This is a genomic window from Roseateles sp. GW821-FHT09G09 (assembly GCF_059415965.1).
Window position 1 is genome coordinate 102,828 of record NZ_JBWKOG010000013.1, and the last position, 17,847, is coordinate 120,674.

At 72.5% G+C, this 17,847-nt stretch carries 8 protein-coding genes and 1 pseudogene; 1 reads left to right on the forward strand and 8 read right to left on the reverse strand.

Features of this window, described 5'->3' with window-relative positions; translation table 11 throughout:
- Positions 1–103 precede the first annotated feature (103 nt).
- Positions 104–4,138 carry a phosphoribosylformylglycinamidine synthase gene (purL, locus tag AC07O8_RS26050; RefSeq protein WP_495050831.1) on the forward strand — a complete coding sequence of 1,345 codons (4,035 nt, stop codon included), beginning with the start codon at positions 104–106 and terminating at the stop codon, positions 4,136–4,138.
- A gap of 6 nt (positions 4,139–4,144) precedes the next feature.
- Here purL and AC07O8_RS26055 read toward each other — a convergent pair whose 3' ends face one another.
- From AC07O8_RS26055 to AC07O8_RS26090, 8 genes and pseudogenes are all read right to left on the reverse strand, one after another.
- The gene (locus tag AC07O8_RS26055) at positions 4,145–5,608 is read right to left on the reverse strand and encodes a type II secretion system protein (RefSeq protein ID WP_495050832.1); all 1,464 of its coding nucleotides are present in this window, start codon (positions 5,606–5,608) and stop codon (positions 4,145–4,147) included.
- 219 nt (positions 5,609–5,827) lie between these two features.
- The gene (locus AC07O8_RS26060) at positions 5,828–6,832 is read right to left on the reverse strand and encodes an LLM class flavin-dependent oxidoreductase (RefSeq protein ID WP_495050833.1); all 1,005 of its coding nucleotides are present in this window, start codon (positions 6,830–6,832) and stop codon (positions 5,828–5,830) included.
- 81 nt (positions 6,833–6,913) lie between these two features.
- Complete coding sequence (locus tag AC07O8_RS26065) at positions 6,914–7,999, reverse strand: S1C family serine protease (RefSeq protein ID WP_495050834.1); 1,086 nt, start codon at positions 7,997–7,999, stop codon at positions 6,914–6,916.
- Positions 8,000–8,087: 88 nt separating this feature from the next.
- A pseudogene (locus AC07O8_RS26070) lies at positions 8,088–8,531 on the reverse strand (response regulator); the annotation flags it as partial.
- Positions 8,528–12,604 carry a response regulator gene (locus tag AC07O8_RS26075; protein ID WP_495050835.1) on the reverse strand — a complete coding sequence of 1,359 codons (4,077 nt, stop codon included), beginning with the start codon at positions 12,602–12,604 and terminating at the stop codon, positions 8,528–8,530. The pseudogene AC07O8_RS26070 and the gene AC07O8_RS26075, both read right to left, overlap by 4 nt.
- Complete coding sequence (locus AC07O8_RS26080) at positions 12,601–16,005, reverse strand: hybrid sensor histidine kinase/response regulator (protein WP_495050836.1); 3,405 nt, start codon at positions 16,003–16,005, stop codon at positions 12,601–12,603. Before AC07O8_RS26080 ends, AC07O8_RS26075 begins: the two co-directional genes overlap by 4 nt.
- A gap of 137 nt (positions 16,006–16,142) precedes the next feature.
- Complete coding sequence (locus AC07O8_RS26085) at positions 16,143–17,420, reverse strand: response regulator (RefSeq protein ID WP_495050837.1); 1,278 nt, start codon at positions 17,418–17,420, stop codon at positions 16,143–16,145.
- The coding region (locus AC07O8_RS26090) for a hypothetical protein (protein WP_495050838.1) at positions 17,417–17,847 on the reverse strand (431 nt) is incomplete at its 5' end. The genes AC07O8_RS26085 and AC07O8_RS26090, both read right to left, overlap by 4 nt.

The window sequence follows — 17,847 nt, forward strand, 5'->3', positions numbered from 1 at the left end:
CCGCAGGCGCGGCGGAGGGGGTAAACCCGGGCCGGGCGACTGCGCTGGCTAGAATGGCGGGCTCACCGTCGCGGCGCGCGCGGCGCAAACCCCCTGGGACCCCATGGCCAGCACCACCTCCTCCAAGCATCTGATTCACTTCGAGGGGGGCAATGCCCTCTCGTCCTTCCGGGCCGCGGCGCTGCTGGCGCGACTGCAGGCCGTCAGCGACCGCATCGCCGCGGTGCATGCGCGCCATGTCCACTGGGTCTGGACCGACGCCGCCCTCGATGACGAAGGCCGGGGCAAGCTGGCCGCGCTGCTGGATTACGGCGACGCCTATGAAGGCCCGTCGGGCGCATCGGATGGCGCGCTGATCGTCGTCGCCCCGCGCCTGGGCACGCTGAGCCCCTGGGCCTCCAAGGCCACCGACATCGCCCACAACTGCGGCCTGCCGATCCACCGCGTCGAACGCGTCACCGAGTTCCGCCTGACGCTGAAGTCGGGTTTGCTGAGCAGCCTGACCGCCGGCCTGACCGGTGGCGCCAAAGCGCTGACCGAGGCCGAGGTCCTCGCCTGCGCCGACCTGCTGCATGACCGCATGACCGAGAGCGTGCTGCTGTCGCGCGAGGCCGGCGCGCACCTGTTCGACGAGAAGCAGGCCCAGCCGCTCGCGCACGTGGACGTGTCGGCCCGCGGCCGCGCCGCGCTGGAGGAAGCCAACGGCGCCTGGGGACTGGCGCTGTCGGACGACGAGATCGATTACCTGGTGGCCGCCTTCACCAAGCTGGGCCGCGACCCCAGCGACGTCGAGCTGATGATGTTCGCGCAGGCCAACAGCGAGCACTGCCGCCACAAGATCTTCAACGCCCAGTTCACCATCGACGGCCAGGCGCAGCCGCTGTCGCTGTTCGGCATGATCCGCAACACCGAGAAGCTGCACCCGCAGCACACGGTGATCGCCTACGCCGACAACGCGGCGGTGATGGAAGGCCACGTGATCGAGCGCTGGATGGCGGCCGGCGACCGGCGCGCGCCGAAGTACGAGGCGCGCAGCGAGACGGCCCACGTGCTGATGAAGGTCGAGACGCACAACCACCCGACGGCGATCTCGCCGCATCCCGGCGCGTCCACCGGCGCCGGCGGCGAGATCCGCGACGAGGGCGCCACGGGCCGCGGCGCCAAGCCCAAGGCCGGCCTGACCGGTTTCTCGGTCTCCAACCTGCACCTGCCGGGCCTGTCCGAGCCCTGGGAGAAGAACCCGGTCGGCAAGCCCGCGCACATCGCCAGCGCGCTGCAGATCATGACCGAGGGCCCGCTGGGCGGCGCCGCGTTCAACAACGAGTTCGGCCGGCCCGCGCTGGGCGGCTACTTCCGCGTCTTCGAGCAGGACGTGGACGGCATCCGCCGCGGCTATCACAAGCCGATCATGATCGCCGGCGGCCTGGGCGCGATCCGCGCGGACCTGACCAAGAAGATCGCCTTCCCCGCGGGGTCGCTGCTGATCCAGCTGGGGGGCCCCGGCATGCGCATCGGCATGGGCGGCAGTGCCGCCAGCTCGATGGCCGCGGGCACCAACACCGCCGACCTGGACTTCGACTCGGTCCAGCGCGGCAATCCCGAGATCCAGCGCCGCGCGCAGGAAGTCCTCAACCACTGCTGGGGCCTGGCCGAGCGCAATCCCATCCTGGCCGTGCACGACGTCGGCGCGGGCGGCATCTCCAACGCCTTCCCGGAACTGGTGAACGACGCCGGCCGGGGCGCGATCTTCGACCTGCGCAAGGTCCCGCTCGAGGAGAGCGGCCTGGCGCCCAAGGAGATCTGGTGCAACGAGAGCCAGGAGCGTTACGTCCTGGTGATCGCGCCGGAGAGCCTGGAACTCTTCACCGCGATGGCCGAGCGCGAGCGTTGCCCGTTCGCGGTCGTCGGCGTGACGACCGAGCAGCGGGAACTCGTGCTGGAAGACGGCACCGGCGGCGAGCGCGCCATCGACATGCCGATGGACGTGCTGCTGGGCAAGCCGCCGAAGATGCACCGCGACGTGACGCGCGTGGCCCGTGCGGGCGGCGCGCTGACGCTGGACGGCGTCGACCTCGCGACCAGCGCGCGCACCGTGCTGCGCCACCCGACGGTGGCCAGCAAGCGCTTCCTGGTCACCATCGGCGACCGCACCGTCGGCGGCCTGAACCACCGCGACCAGATGGTCGGCCCGTGGCAGGTGCCGGTGGCCGACGTCGCCGTCACGCTGTCCGACTTCCAGGGTTTCACCGGCGAGGCGATGAGCATGGGCGAGCGCACGCCGCTGGCCGCCGTCGACGCGCCGGCCTCGGGCCGCATGGCCGTCGCCGAGGCCATCACCAACCTGCTGGCCGCGCCGATCGAGCTGTCGCGCGTGAAGCTGTCGGCCAACTGGATGGCCGCCTGCGGCGAACCCGGCGAGGACGCCGCGCTGTACGACACCGTCAAGGCCGTCGGCATGGACCTGTGCCCGGCGCTGGGCATCTCGATCCCGGTCGGCAAGGATTCGCTGTCGATGCGCACGCGCTGGACGGACGAGGGCACCGGCAAGCAGGTCAGGCAAGTCACGGCCCCGGTCTCGCTGATCATCACCGCCTTCGCCTCGCTGGCCGACGTGAGGGGCACGCTGACGCCGCAGCTGCGCGACGGCGACACGACGCTCGTCCTGGTCGACCTCGGCCAGGGCCGCATGCGCATGGGCGGCTCGATCCTGGCGCAGACGCTGAACCAGTTCGGCCCCGAGGTCCCCGACCTCGACGATCCCGCGCTGCTCAAGGCGCTGGTCGCCGCCGTCAACGACCTGCGCGGTCAAGGCAAGCTGCTGGCGTACCACGACCGCAGCGACGGCGGCCTGTTCGCCGCGGCGCTGGAGATGGCCTTCGCCGGCCAGCGCGGCGTGAGTCTCAACGTCGACATGCTGATCACCGAAGGCGACGGCATCAGCGACAGCCGCGCCGAGGTGGGCGACTCCAAGAACTGGGCCTCGCAGGTCAGCGCCCGCCGCGAGGAACTGACGCTGAAGGCGCTGTTCAACGAGGAACTGGGCGTCGTGCTGCAGGTCGCCACCGGCGACCGCGACGCGGTGCTGCAGACGCTGCGTTCACACGGCCTGTCGAAGATCTCGCACGTCGTCGGCAAGACCAACGACGCGAAGCAGGCCGAAGTCTGGCGCGACGCGAAGAAGGTCTTCGCCGCGCCGCTGAACGAGCTGCAGCAGGAATGGGACAAGGTCTCCTGGCGCATCGCCCGCGAGCGCGACAACCCCGCCTGCGCCGACCAGGAACATGCGCTGGCCGGCACGCCCGGCAAGGGCCTGCACTGGTCCCCGAGCTTCGACGTCCGGGACGACGTCGCCGCCGCGCTCATCGCCGGCGGCGTGCGCCCGAAGGTCGCGATCCTGCGCGAGCAGGGCGTCAACTCGCATGTCGAGATGGCCTACGCGATGGCGCAGGCCGGCTTCGACGCGTACGACGTGCACATGAGCGACCTGCAGGCCGGCGCGGTCGACCTGAAGGACTTCAAGGGCTTCGTCGCCTGCGGCGGCTTCAGCTACGGCGACACGCTGGGCGCGGGCGAGGGCTGGGCGCGCTCCATCCTGTTCAACCCGGTGCTGAAGGCGGCCTTCGAGGCCTTCTTCGCGCGCTCCGACAGCTTCGCGCTGGGCGTGTGCAACGGCTGCCAGATGCTGGCCGCGCTGTCGCCGATGATCCCCGGCGCGCAGGACTGGCCGAAGTTCGTGCGCAACCGCAGCGAGCAGTTCGAGGCCCGCCTGGCGCAGGTCGAGATCGTCGACTCGCCCAGCATCTTCTTCACCGGCATGGCCGGCAGCCGCCTGCCGATCGCGGTCGCGCACGGCGAGGGCTTCGCCGACTTCTCGCAGCGCGGCAACCCGGACCAGGTGCTGCGCGCGATGCGCTACGTCGACGGCGACGGCCAGCCGACCGAGCAGTACCCGTTGAACCCGAACGGCAGCCCGCAGGGCGTGACCGCGGTGACCACGGCCGACGGCCGCTTCACCGCGCTGATGCCGCATCCGGAGCGCGTCTTCCGCAACATCCAGATGAGCTGGACCGGCGGCGACGTCGACGCGTTCAGCCCGTGGATGCGCATGTTCCGCAACGCGCGCAAGTGGGTGGGCTGAGGGGCGTCAGCCCGCCTTCGCCTTGACCCAGACGCCGTCGCCGGTGCCCGTGCCGTTGCGGCAGACCATCACGTAGATGTCCCTGGCGTCCTGGTAGAGGGCGATGTTGCCGCCGGACATGCTCGCAGGCAGGCCCTGGGCGTTGCAGGGGGTGTTGGGGCGCCGGACCGGAATGCGGATCCCGCCCTGACGGGAGTCCGCACCCGGGCCGGAGAAGTCCCCATAGCCGCCCCCTTGGACGGCGAGGATGCCGCCGTAGAGCTTCAGTCCGGGCTGCGACCAGTCGGCCTGGCGCGGCGTGTCGCCGATCGCCACCCCGGCCGCGAAATGCGTGCCGCCCTCGACGTGCACGACGGGCGGCCCATGCGGACGGGTGGGGTCGCGATCAGGCCGGCGGATGTGCAGGCCGCCGGCGCTCACCCGGCCGCCCACCGACGCATCGCGGTTGACCGACAACTGCCCGACCTGGTCCAGGGTCTGGTCGTTGAAGTCCCAGCGCGCCGTCGGCTTCGAGCTGCCGTCCAGACAGGCCGCGCCGCTGGCGCCGGGGCCGCTGGCGCCGGTGGGAACGCCGCAGGCGACGGCCCGGGGCGCGGCGATGCTCCGGGTCGCGGCGCCGCTGCCCAGGTGGACCAGTCGGGACGACGCCACGACACCGGCAACGCCGACGTCCGCGCTTTCGCCCTTGAGCGGATTGGGAACGGGGTCGGCGCCCCGGCCGCGCAACTGTGCGGCCTTCTGCGGCGACTCGCCGGGCAGCGACACCCGCGCGTCGGGCCCCAACGCGAGCAGCGCCGCCCTCAGTTGCGCACCGTAGCCGAAGGGCAGGGTGTCTTGCGCGAAGAAGGGCTGGGTGTTGTAGAGCGTGACGCGCAGGATCGCGGCGCGTGCATCCGCGCCCGTCCCGCAGGTCCCGTGGCACTGCACGGACACGGCCCAGCGCGGCGCGGCGATCTGGCCGGTACGCCCGTCGATGACGGCGCTGCCGTGCGGGAACGGCAGGTGGTCGTCGTGCGCGACGTAGCCCAGGGCGCGCAACTCCGGGACGGTCGGCTGGAGGGCGTTGACCGCCACCGTCTGCTCGACGGCTTGACCTGCGACCTGGAGCTTCAGCACGCACGCCTGAGGCGTCGACATGGCCGTCGAGGGGGCCGGCGACAAGGAGGCGGACAAGGGGACATCGACGCAGGCCGGGACGGCCAGCATCGCTGAGAGCGCCTCGCCGTGATCGCGCGCATAGCGCTCGACGCCGTCACGCAAGGCGGCGAGGCGAAGCCCCGCATGACGTCCGTTCTCGACGAACTGCTGGAACTGCTGGAACTGCAACGCGCCCAGCCAGGTCACGGTCATGACGACCAGGACGATGGACGCCTCGATCATGCTGAACCCCGACTGCCGGCCTGGCGACGGGGACGGCGGCGTGGCCGGGGCGCATGGGGAGGACTGGGCGGACGGGGCGCGGCGGGTCATGCGGCGAGTCATGCGGCGAGTCATGCGGCGAGTCATGCGGCGGGAACTCCATGAGCGTGAAGCCGGTCATCCTCTCAAGGCCGAAGCACCTCACCCATCCGCGAAATTGATGGCAGCGTCGTCCCGCGGTGCCCCATCGCGGCCATCCGCGTCCCGATGGCCGTCAGCGGCCTGCGCCAGCCGCACGCCGCACGCCGTCTCCGCGGTCAGGCGGCGCAGTCAGGCGGCGCCCGTCTCCGCGGCGATCCCCGCCAGCAACTCGTACGACCGCCGCCGGGCGGCCGCGTCGTGCACCGCGCACGCGACGATGAACTCGTCGGCGCCGGTACGCTCCTGCGTCGCCAGCAGGCCCTCGCGCACGGTGCGCGGCGAGCCCACGATGGACTCCGACAGCATGCGCTCCACGCCCAGCTTCTCGCCGGCGGTCCACAGCGTGTCCATGCTGTCGATCGGACGGGGCAGCAGGCCGCGCTGGCCGCGCTGCATGCCGAGGAAACGCTGCTGGATCGAGGTGAACAGGCGCTGCGCCTGCGCATCGGTGTCGGCCACGACCACGTTCAGGCCGACCGCCGCATAGGGCTGCGGATGGCGGGGGCTGGGCCGGTACTGGGCGCGGTACATCTCCAGCGCCTGCATCAGCATCGCCGGCGCGAAGTGCGACGCGAACGCGAACGGCAGGCCGAGGTAGGCCGCCAGCTGCGCGCCGTACAGGCTGGAGCCGAGCAGCCAGACCGGCACCTCGGTGCCCTGGCCGGGCACGGCGCGCACGACCTGGCCCTCCTGCTCGGGCGCGAGGTAGCTGATGAGCTCCAGCACGTCCTCGGGGAAGCGGTCCTCGTGCGCGGTCGCCAGATGGCGGCGCAGCGCGCGCATCGTCGGTCCGTCGGTGCCGGGGGCGCGGCCCAGGCCGAGGTCGATGCGGCCCGGGAACAAGGTGGCCAGCGTGCCGAACTGTTCGGCGATCGTCAGCGGCGCATGGTTGGGCAGCATGATCCCGCCGGAGCCGACGCGGATCGTCGAGGTCGCGCCCGCGATCTGGCCGATCAGCACGGCCGTGGCCGACGAGGCGACGCCGTCCATGTTGTGGTGCTCGGCCACCCAGTAGCGCGTGTAGCCGAGGCGTTCAGCGTGCTGCGCCAGCGTGACGCTGTCGTGGAGCGCCTGGGCGGCGGAACCACCTTCGACGATGAAGGCGAGGTCGAGGATCGAAAGTCGGGCTTGCATGGGCGCGCAGTCTAGGCGCGCCGCCCGGACCGGGGCCGCGGGAGGGTTATCGCGAACTGGGGTAGGGAGCGGGGGAGCCGTTCAGTCGGTGGTGAGGGGGGCCTGGACCTGCCGCGTCTTGCCGCCGTTCCAGACGGTCAGCGTGACCTTGTCCCCGACCTGACGCTCTTCGAGTTCGGCGAGCAGGTCGTCCAGGTCGGCCACCGGCTTGCCGTTGACGGCGGTGATGACGTCGCCGCCCACGACGCGGCCGTCGCGCCCGCGCAGGAAGGGCTGCAGCCCCGCGCGCTGGGCGCCGCCGCCGGGTTGCAGGCCGATCAGCACGACGCCCTTGGGCAGGCGCAGGACCTGGCGCAGCTGTTCGCTGCCGGCGGTCAGGCCCAGGGCCGGCCGGATCACGCGGCCGTGCCGGATCAGTTGCGGCACGACGCGGTTCACCTCGTCGGCCGGGATCGCGAAGCCGATGCCGTTGCTGCCGCCGCTCGGGCTGAAGATCGAGGTGTTGACGCCGATCAGCCGCCCGGCCGAGTCCAGCAGCGGACCGCCCGAGTTGCCCGGATTGATCGCGGCGTCGGTCTGGATGGCGCCGCGGATCGTGCGCTGCGTCATCGACTCGATCTCGCGGTTCAGCGCGGACACGATGCCGCGGGTCAGCGTCTGGTCCAGGCCGAACGGGTTGCCGATCGCATAGACGGTCTGCCCGACCAGCAGGTCGCGGCTGCTGCCCATGGGCACGGGGGACAGCTTCTCGCGCGGCGCGGCGATGCGCAGCACGGCCAGGTCACGGTCCGGATCGACGCCGACCAGCTTCGCGTCGTACCCGCTCTGGTCGGACAGCGTGACCTTGGCCGACGAGGCGCCGCGGATCACATGGAAGTTGGTGACGATGTGGCCCTGGTCGTCCCACAGGAAGCCGCTGCCCGTGCCGCTGGGCACCTCGGTCACGTTGCGGGAGAAGAAGTCGCGCTGCTGCGCCAGCGTGGTGATGTGGACCACCGAGGGCGACAGCCTGCGGAACACGGCGATGTTGTTCTGTTCCTGCGCGTCGAGCGGGCCGCGCGGCGTGACCGGCCGCGGTTGCCCGTGTGCGGCGGCGCACAGGCAGACGGCGCCGACGAAGGCGGCGCAAGCAGGGAAACGCAAGACCTGACGCGGCCGGAAGGGCATGACGATCGGAGCGGTTGCCGAGGACCGCGCGATTATCCCGGAGCGCCGCGCCGACTCAATCGGTCGGCGCTTCGCCCCCCGCCCATCGGGCGATTTCGGCTTCCAGGTGGGCGGCGCGTTCGCGCAGCAGGTCGGCGGTCGCCTTGAGCTGCAGGTGGGTGCGCACGCGCGCCAGCAGGATGGGCGGGCTGATCGGCTTGGTGATGTAGTCCACCGCGCCGACCGACAGGCCGTGGCTCTCATCCGCGGGATCCGAGCGCGCGGTGAGGAAGAGCACCGGGATGTCGCGCGTGGCCGCGTCCGCCTTGAGCCAGCGACACAGCTCGTAGCCGTCCATGTTGGGCATCAGCACGTCCAGCAGGATGAGGTCGGGCTGCGGGGCCTCGGCCGCGATGCGCAGCGCGCGGTCGCCGGTGGTCGCCACCTTGACGCGATGCCGCTCCTTGAGCAGCTCGTAGAGCTGCGACAGGACTTCGGGCGAATCGTCCACGATCAGGATCGTCGGGCGAGGGTCTCCGTTTGAGATGCTCATGGCAAGGGTTCCTCCATCGATCGGGCGCCAGCGGCCGCGTCGTCGTCCAGACCGCGGCGCGCGGTGTCGAAGTCGAAACGCGCGGCGGCTTCCAGGACCTCGCGCAGTGCGGCGGCGCGTCGGTCGTCGAGGCCGTGACGGCCGCTGGCCATCAGTTCCTTGAGCCGCTCGGCGGTGTCCACCGCGGCGGCGTCATGCTCGGTCAACTGGCGCCGCAGACGCGTCAGTCGCTCCTCCAGACGGAGACCGCCCGCCGGCTGCGACGGGTCGTCCAGCGGGCCCGGCATCGTCGGCGGGGTGTCGTCGGCCAGGGTCTCGCCCAGTGCGTTCAACAGGCGGTCCAGCGCGGCGCGCACGGCCCCGGTCAGTGCGCGGCGCTGCGCCGCCGGCGCCTGGGCGCGGCAGGCGGTCTCCAGCGCGGCGGCGGCCTCGCTCAAGGGCAGCGCGCCGATGGTCGCGGACGAGCCGCGCAGCGAATGGGCGAGGTGCTCCAGCGCGGCCGCGTCGTCCGACGCCGCCGCCTGCGCGAGACGGTCGCCGGTGTCCTGCTGGGAGTGCAGGAAGATCCGCAGCAATCGCAGGTACAGGCCGGCGTTGTTGGCGGCCGAGGCCAGGCCCGATCGCGATTCCAGGCCGTCGACGACAGGAAGCGCCGGGGCGATCATCGGTCCCGGCCGGGCCTGCCCGGCCCGTGCGCCGGGGGCCGGTGCGGTGTCGTCCGATGCGATCCCTCCCGGCGTCATCGTGTCCGCGAAGCCCTCGTCCGGCGGGACCGCCGCGGGGTCGGCCGGATGCACCCAGCGCGACAGGACCTCGAACAGCGTGTCCACGTTCAGCGGTTTGGCGATGTGGTCGTTCATGCCGGTGGCCAGGATGCGGGCGCGGTCGGCGCCGGTGGTGTTGGCGGTCAGCGCGATGACCGGCAGCTCGCGCCACCGCGGGTCCTGGCGCAGGCTGCGGGTGGCGTCGTAGCCGTCCATCACCGGCATCTGGCAGTCCATCAGCACGCCGTCGAACCCGTCGGGCGAGCGCTGCAGCAGGTCCAGCGCGATCGCGCCGTTGCCCGCCAGCGTCACCGCGATGCCGGCCTTGGTCAGCAACTCCTCGGCGAGTTCCTGGTTGACCTGGTTGTCCTCCACGACCAGCAGCCGCGCCCCCGCCAGCGACTCCATCGTCGCCCGCGTCGCGGCGCGCCGCGCGTGGGGGTCGGACACCGCGCCGGACGTGGCCGCCCCGCCCATCGCGTCCCGCAGGAGGGCCGCCGTCACCGGCTTGGCCAGGACGGGCAGGGGCTGGCCGTCGGGCAGCGCCCCGGTCGCCGCCATCGCCGTCATCGCCTCGTACAGCCCGTCGTCGTTGCCGAAGGCGGTCACCATCACGATCCGCGGCACCGGGGACGCTTCCTCGAACAGGCGGGCCGCGGTGGCCAGACCGTCCATCTCCGGCAGCTTCCAGTCCATCAGCACCCAGTCGAAAGGACGGTGCTCGCGGGACGCCGCCTGCACCGCCCGCAGCGCGCGCGGGCCGTCGGCGGCCTGCTCGACCTGCAGGCCCAGGCCCTGGCAGAGCGCGGCCAGCACCTCGCGGGCGACGCGGTTGTCGTCGACCACCAGCGCCCGGCCGCGCAGCACGGCCAGCGCCAGGGACGACGCGGTCTCCGCGGTCCCCGCGGTCCCCACGTGGCGGCCATCGCGCCCTTCGTGCCCATCGATCCCATCGACCCCATCGACCCCATCGACCCCGTCGACCGCTTCCGCCGGTACGCCCAGCCGCACCGTGAAGTGCAGGGTCAGGCCGGCGCCGGGCATCGACTCGACGCGCAGCGTGCCGCCCATCATCTCCACCAGCATCCGGCACACCGCCAGCGCCAGATCGCCGCGGTCGGGGGCGTCGGCCTCCGCCTGCGCGGGGCGTCGGATCAGCCGGGCCAGCTCGGCCGGCGTCAAGGCCGGGCCGCTGTCGCGGATGCTGAACTGGAGCACGATGCTGCCCCCGGACGGCGCGTCGCCGTCGCCCGACGCGTCGGGCGGAGGCGACGCGTCTGGCAGAGGCAATGAGTCGGGCAGAGGCGATGCGTCGGACGGCGGCGATGCGTCGGTCGGGGGCGATGCGGGCGACGCGTCCGATCCAGCTGATCCGGCCGACACGACCGACACGACCGACACGACCGACACGGCCACCACCACCTCGTCCTGTTCGCTGCGGCGCGCCGCATGCTTGCCGATGTGGGCCAGCACCTGGCCGAGGCGGAAGGGATCGCCGACCAGCGTGCGCGGCAACCCGGCGGGCACGCTCAGCAGCAGCTCCACGCCCTTTTCCTCCAGGCCCAGGCCGATCACCTGCACCAGGTGGGCCAGCACCTCGTCGAGCTCGAACGGGATCTGCTCCAGGACCAGCCGGCCGGCCTCGATGCGGCTGAAGTCGAGGATGTCGTCGATGACCCCGAGCAAGGTCTCGGCCGCGCGGCAGGCCTTGTCGACGTAGTTGCGCTGCCGCGCGTCGAGCTCGGTCTGCAGCGCCAGCTCGGACATGCCGATGATGGCGTTCATCGGCGTGCGCAGCTCGTGGCTCATGTTGGCGAAGAAGTCGGCCTTGGCGCGCGTGGTGGCCTCGGCGGACTCGCGCGCGACGCGGATCTCGTGCTCGGCGGACAGGCGGTCGGTCAGGTCCATCAGCCACACCAGCATGCCCGAGCGATCGAAGTGCACCGGCAGGAACGCCGCCACGCAGGCGCGGGGCGCCCCCTCGGGATCGAGGATCTGCAGCTCGATGTCGTTGCCGGAGCCGTGGCGCTCCAGCAAGGCCCGCGCGCGGTCGCGGCTGGCGTCGTCGGCGTAGGCGTCCGGCCACGGAAGGCCGACCTCGACGTCGACCAGGCGCCGCAGCGCCGGATTGGCGATGCTCACCACGCCGTCCGAGATCAGTCCGACGCCGATCGGCGCGTGCTCGATCAGGCCCATGAAGCGCTCGCCCTGGCGCAGCAGCGCGGTCTCCTGGGCGTGGCGCGCGCTGCGCACCGCGAGGTTGCGCAGCAGCGCGGCGAGCGCGACGAAACACAGCAGCGCGGACAGCAGGCCCACGCCCGCCCGCGCCGGCGCGCCGAGCACGCCCGACAGATCGGCGACGAAGACCATGCGCCACGGTCCGGCGCTGTCGCGCCAGCCCAGGTCGCGGGACACCACCGCATGCGGCCGGCCGTCGATCGTCGCGTCCCGCGCGCCGCGGACGTCGCCGCTGTCGACGACATTGGCGACATTGCCGACATCGCCGCCGCCGGGATCGAAGGGCAGCGACGGCGTGCGGGACGGATCCTCCAGCTGCCGGCCGTAGCGGAGTCCCGCGGTGAGCCGGCGGCTGCGCTCCGCCGAGGCGGGGCCGGCCAGGTTCAGCGCCCACTCGGGCCGCGTCGAGGCCATCACCACGCCGTCGGGCGACAGGATCAGCGAGGTGATGTCCGGGCGGGCGGTCAGGAAGCGGTCCAGCGACGGCCCGTAGAACTGCGTCGCGACCACGCCGATCACCGGGCCCCGCGCCTCGCTGTCGCGGTAGACGGGCGCCGCCAGGAAGATCGCCCGGCGCGACGTCGACTGGCTGAGCGCCATGGACACCGCGGTGCGGCCGGCCATGGCCTCGCGGAAATACTCGCGGTGGGTCACGTCCAGGCCCATCGGCGAGCGCTGCAGGCCCCGGTTCCATTCGCCGACGATCATGCCCTGGCGATTGACGACGAAGGTCACGTCCGCGCCGAGCTGATCGTTCATCGCGGCCAGCGTGTGGGCGGCCGGTCGCATGCGCAGGGCGGGCTGCAGGTCCGTCAGCAGGGCGGCGGTCTTCAGGTCCTGGTCCACGCGTCCCGCCAGCCGCAGCGCGCCCATCGCCTTGCTCTGCTCCGTCAGGCCGCGGAAGACCAGGACCTCGCGGTCGATCGTGGTCGCCAGCCGGGCGCGGAAACGCTGGTCGAGCACCCGGTGCGTTTCCTGGACGACCAGCACGCCGGCGAGCAGCGACAGCACCGCCGCGGCGGCCCACGCGGGCGCCGGATGGCGGGTGATCAGGGCGGCGACGCGCATCATGCGGGAGGCGCTCCGGCCGGCGCGCCGGCATCCCAGCTCAGCAGCGCGAGCGCCTCGTCGAAGCGGAAGCCCGAGGCCGCCGCGGCCACGCGGCGCAGCAGCTGGAGACGGGCCGGCGGCGGCGGCTGGCGCTCCAGCGCCTGTGACAGCGACCGGCCGAGTTCGACGGCGCTCGCGTCGCTGGTCCGCAGGCGCTCGGTCAGGCGCGCCAGCAGCGCGTCCAGGGCGGCGTCCGTCGACACGGGCGCGGCGACCCGCGCGCCGAGCGCGAAGCGCGACAGCGTCTCGAAAAGCCGGTCCACGCTCAAGGGCTTGCTCAGGCAGGAGCTCATGCCAGCCGCGAGGATGCGCTCGCGGGCTTCCAGCGTCGCGCTGGCGGTCAGCGCGATGACGGGCAGCCCGCGCCAGCGCGGGTCCCGGCGCAGGCGCCGCGTCGTCTCGTAGCCGTCCATCCCCGGCATCTGGCAATCCATCAGCACCGCCTCGACCCCGGGCTCGGACCGCGCGAGCAGGTCCAGCGCGGTCTGTCCGTCCGGGACCGTGGTCACGTCCAGGCCGGCGGCGCGCAGCAGCTCGGCGCTCAGTTCCCGGCTGACCGGGTCGTCCTCGACGACCAGCAGCCGCGTGCCGGTCAGGCGCGCCATCGCGGCGCGCGTCGTGCCGCCGTGGTGGGACGAGGCGAGGGCGGGCAGGGTCGCCTGGCCGGTGGCCTCGCCGATGGCCGACAGCAGCGTCGAGGCGGTCACCGGCTTGCTCAGCAGCCGAGGCCGATGGCGCGGATCCGCCTCGGCCAGCGCGGCGGCGAGGGCGGCGTCCCGGCCGAAGGCGGTGACCAGCAGGATCGCGGGCGGCGACGCGAGCCGCCCGGACGCGATCAGCCGCGTCGCCTCGAGCCCGTCCAGCACGGGCATCTGCCAGTCCATCAGCACGAGGTCGTAGGCGCGCTTCTCCGCGTCGGCCTCCAGCACGCATTGCGCGGCGTTGGCCCCGTTGACGGCCGTGTCCACGCGCATGCCGAAGCCCGCGCACAGCGCGCCCAGGATCTCGCGCGCGGCGCGGTTGTCGTCGGCCACCAGCACCCGCAGCCGCGACAGGTCGGTCAGGGCCGCCGGGCCCGGCGCGGCCGCCGCCCGCGCGCCCTGGCGCAGGCCCAGGCGCACGGTGAAGGAGAAGGTCGATCCCTCGCCCGGGCGCGAGCTCACCTGGATGCTGCCGCCCATCATCTCGACCAGTTGCCGGCTCACCGCCAGGCCCAGGCCGCTGCCGCCGTACTGGCGCGTGGTCGAGGTGTCGGCCTGGTTGAAGCTGTGGAACAGCCGCGAGATCGTCTCGGCCGTCATGCCGATGCCCGAGTCGGTGACGCTGAAGCGCAGTGTCACCGCCTCGTCATCGTGCGGGTCGTGCGGGTCGCGCGGGTCGCGCCCGTCCGCCGCGGGCGTCACGGGTGCCGCGGGTGCAGCGGGCGCCGCGGGCGTCGCGGGCATCACGCGCTCCACCGCGACGATGACCTCGCCGCTGTCGGTGAACTTCACCGCGTTGGCCCCGAGGTTGATCAGCACCTGGCCCAGGCGCATCGGGTCGCCGATCAGGGCGTTGGGGACGTCGGCGGGACGATGGATCAGCAGCTCCACGCCCTTGTCCTCGGCGCGCAGGCCGATCAGGTCGACCAGGCGTTCCAGCACCTGGTCGAGCTGGAAGGGCACGCGCTCCAGTTCGATCCGGCCTGACTCGATGCTGCTGAAGTCCAGGATGTCGTCGATCAGGTCGAGCAGGCTCAGGGCCGCGCCGTTGACCTTCTCCAGGTAGTTGCGCTGACGCGCGTCCAGGCCGGTCTGCAGCGCCAGGTCGGACATGCCCACGATCACGTTCATCGGCGAGCGGATCTCGTGGCTCATGCCGGCCAGGAAACTGGATTTGGCACGGGCCGCCTCGTGGGCCGCCTGCATCGCGCGGCGCGCCTCGCGCGCGGCCTCCTGGCGGCGGGTGATGTCGACCAGCCACAGCAGCACGGCGGGCTTGTCGCCCTCGTAGTCCAGCGGCATCGACGAGAGCACGAAGGCGCGGGCCTCGCCCCGGGCGTCCAGCAGATTCACCTCGGCGGCCAGCACCCGGCGGCGCTCGCGCAGCACCCCGTCGACGAGGTCGCGGCTGGCCTCGTCCGCATAGCGATGGGGCCAGGGCTGGAACACGTCGGTGCCCAGCTGGTCGGAGAGCAGCGGATTCAGGAACTCGATCCGGTCGTTGGCGACCAGGCAGACGCCGATCGGCGCCATGCGGAACATGGTGCGGACCTCTTCGGCCCGCGCCGCGAAGGCGGCGGCGCTGAGCTCGCGCTTGCGACGATGCGCGGCGATCTGCCGCATCAGCGCGTAGCCGCCCAGCAGCAGCAGCGCGGTGGACGCCGCCACCGCCAGCTGCTGGCGCGCGCTCATCGCGCCGGACAGGTCTTCGAGCAGCACCAGGCGCCAGGCGCCGTCGGGGTCGTTCCAGTCGATCCGCGTCGTGGCCACGGCCATGCGGCGGCCGTCGACCTTGACCACGGCGCTGTCGACGGCGTTGAACGGCAGGACCCGTCCCAGTTCTTCGTCGCTGACGTGGCCGAAGGAGATGCCCTTGGGCTGCCTGGCCTTCATCACTTCCGCGGCCCGCAGGGCGACGGCCGGACCCTCGACCGCCATTTCCCACCCGGGCCGGCTGGCCACGAACACGGTGTGCCGCGGCGAGATCAGCAGGGCGTCCCCCTGCTTGCGCGATGCGAAAAAGGGGTCCAGGACCGCAGCCGGCTTGTGCATCGAGATCGCCCCGGTGACGGCCCCGGTCGACTCCCGGCCGGCGAAGATCGGCGCACAGAAGACGATCGACCGTCGCGATTGCTGCGATCGCTGCGATTGCTGCGGGTCCGGTCCGTTGAACCCCGTGTAGATCGACGAGTGACCCTTCAAGGCCTGTTGCACGCAGGAGCGCTGCGAGAAATCGCTCCCGATGGCGGACTCCGCCTTGCGCGCCTGCCACTCCGCCACCGCGATGCCGCGGCTGTTGAGCACCACGAGGCCGTCGCCCGCCATGATCTGCGCGATGCCGCGCAGGTGGGCCTCGCCCGGCCGCACCAGCCGCGCGCGCTCGGCGTCGGTTTCCAGCGTCATCGTCTTGACCAGCGGATCGATCAGGCCCGTCAGTTCGACGGCGCCCATGTCCTGGCCGGACAGCGTCTGCTGGACCAGGGCGAGGCCTTCGCGGTCGACGGCCGACTGCAGCGCGCGGTGAAGATCCGTCTCCAGGTACCAGCGCTGCGCGTCGCTCAATCCCCAGCCCGCCGCGATCGCGGCCACCGCGGCCATCACGGCAGAGGCGGCGGACGCGGCGGACGCGGTGCCCCGCCAGGCACGCCATCGGCCGGCCACGGTCGTGTCGCGTCCACCGTCACGCCCGCCGTCACGCCCGCCGTCACGCCCAACGTCACGCCCACCGTCACGCTCGCCGTCGCCGGGCGGGGCCGCTTGGCGATCGGTCGATCCGCGGGTGTCGGTGGACGGGGCCATCAGCGGGTCCGGTCCGCGCCGATCGGCGTCAGGGCCGGCGTCAGGTCCGCCGGGATTTCCGGCCCGAGGTCCGGCGGACTCACCGTCTCCATCCACGCGCGTTTGCGCGCGAGCGCCGCGTCGTCGTCGGCGAACTGCCGCGCGATGGCCTGGAACTCCGGCTGGATGCGCAGGAAGGCGTCGACGACGTCCGGATCGAAATGCGTGCCCGAGCCCGCCGCGATGATGGCCGACGCCTGCTCATGCGGCATGCCGTCCTTGTAGACGCGGCGGCTGATCAGCGCGTCGTAGACGTCGGCCAGCGCCATCAGCCGCGCCGACAGCGGGATGGCCTCGCCGCGCAGGCCCTGTGGGTAGCCGGAACCGTCCCACTTCTCCTGGTGGCTGTAGGCGATGTCCTTCGCGGTGGAGAGGAAGGCCACCGGCGTGCCCAGCTGCGACTCGGCCTGCGCGATGGCGTCGCGCCCCAGCGCCGGATGCGACTTCATGACCTCGAACTCGTCCGGCGTGAACTTGCCGGGCTTGAGCAGGATGCGGTCGGGAATGCCGATCTTGCCGATGTCGTGCAGCGGCGCCGACTTGAACAGCGTCGCGATGGCGCCTGGCTTGCGCAGTTCGAGGCAGCGCGGATGGTCGCGCAGCGCCTCGGCCAGCGCGCGCACGTAGTGCTGCGTGCGGCGGATGTGGTTGCCGGTGTCGCTGTCGCGTGTCTCGGCCAGCGAGGCCATCGCCAGGATGGTGACGTCCTGGATCGCGGCCAGCTCCTCGGTGCGGCGCGCCACTTCGGCCTCGAGGTAGGCCGCCTTGTCGCGCAGGAAATCGGCGCTCGCCTTCAGCTGCAGGTGCGTGCGCACGCGGGCCATGACGATCGGCGGGCTGATCGGCTTGGTGATGTAGTCGACGGCGCCCAGCGACAGGCCGAGCGTCTCGTCGGCCACGTCGGACTTGGCCGTCAGGAAGATCACCGGCACGTCGCGCGTGGCCGGGTCGGCCTTCAGGCGCCGGCAGACCTCGTGGCCGTCCATGCCCGGCATCATGACGTCGAGCAGGATCAGGTCGGGGCGGGGACTGGCGACCGCAATGGCCAGGGCCTTCCCGCCATGGTTGGCGATCTTCACGCGGTAGCGGTCGCGCAGCAGCTCGCTCATCAGCAGCAGGTTGTCGGGCGTGTCGTCGACGACCAGCACGGTGGCGCCGTCGGTGGGGTCGGACGCCTCGGCGGAACCGGCGGAACCGGCTGATGTGGCTGATGCGGCTGATGCGGGCAGATCGCTCATGCGGGGCTCCCGGACGAGGTGGAATCGTTGCGCAGGTCGTTGCGCAGGTCGTTGCGCAAATCGTCGCGCAGCCAGTCCAGCGCCCCGTCGAAGTCGAACCGCGCCGCGGAATCCGCCGCCCGGCGCAGGGCGCGCGCCCGCGTGGTCGGCAGCGGCAGGCGGTCGAGCAGCGCCGTCAGTTCCTGCGCCGCGTCGGTGGCCGCGGAATCGCTGTCCCGCAACAGCGCGGTCAACCGGGCCAGCAAGGCGTCCAGCTGCTCGCGCGACGCGTCGTCCAGGGGCGGGGAGGGCGCCGCCTGCGCCATCGCTTCGAGCGCGAGGTGCCGGCCCAGCGACACCTGCAGCGTCGCCAGCAGCGATTGGGCGCGGGTCAGCAGGGGATCGCGCTCGGCGGCGGCGGCGCGCTGCGCGCAGGCCTGCTCGAGCG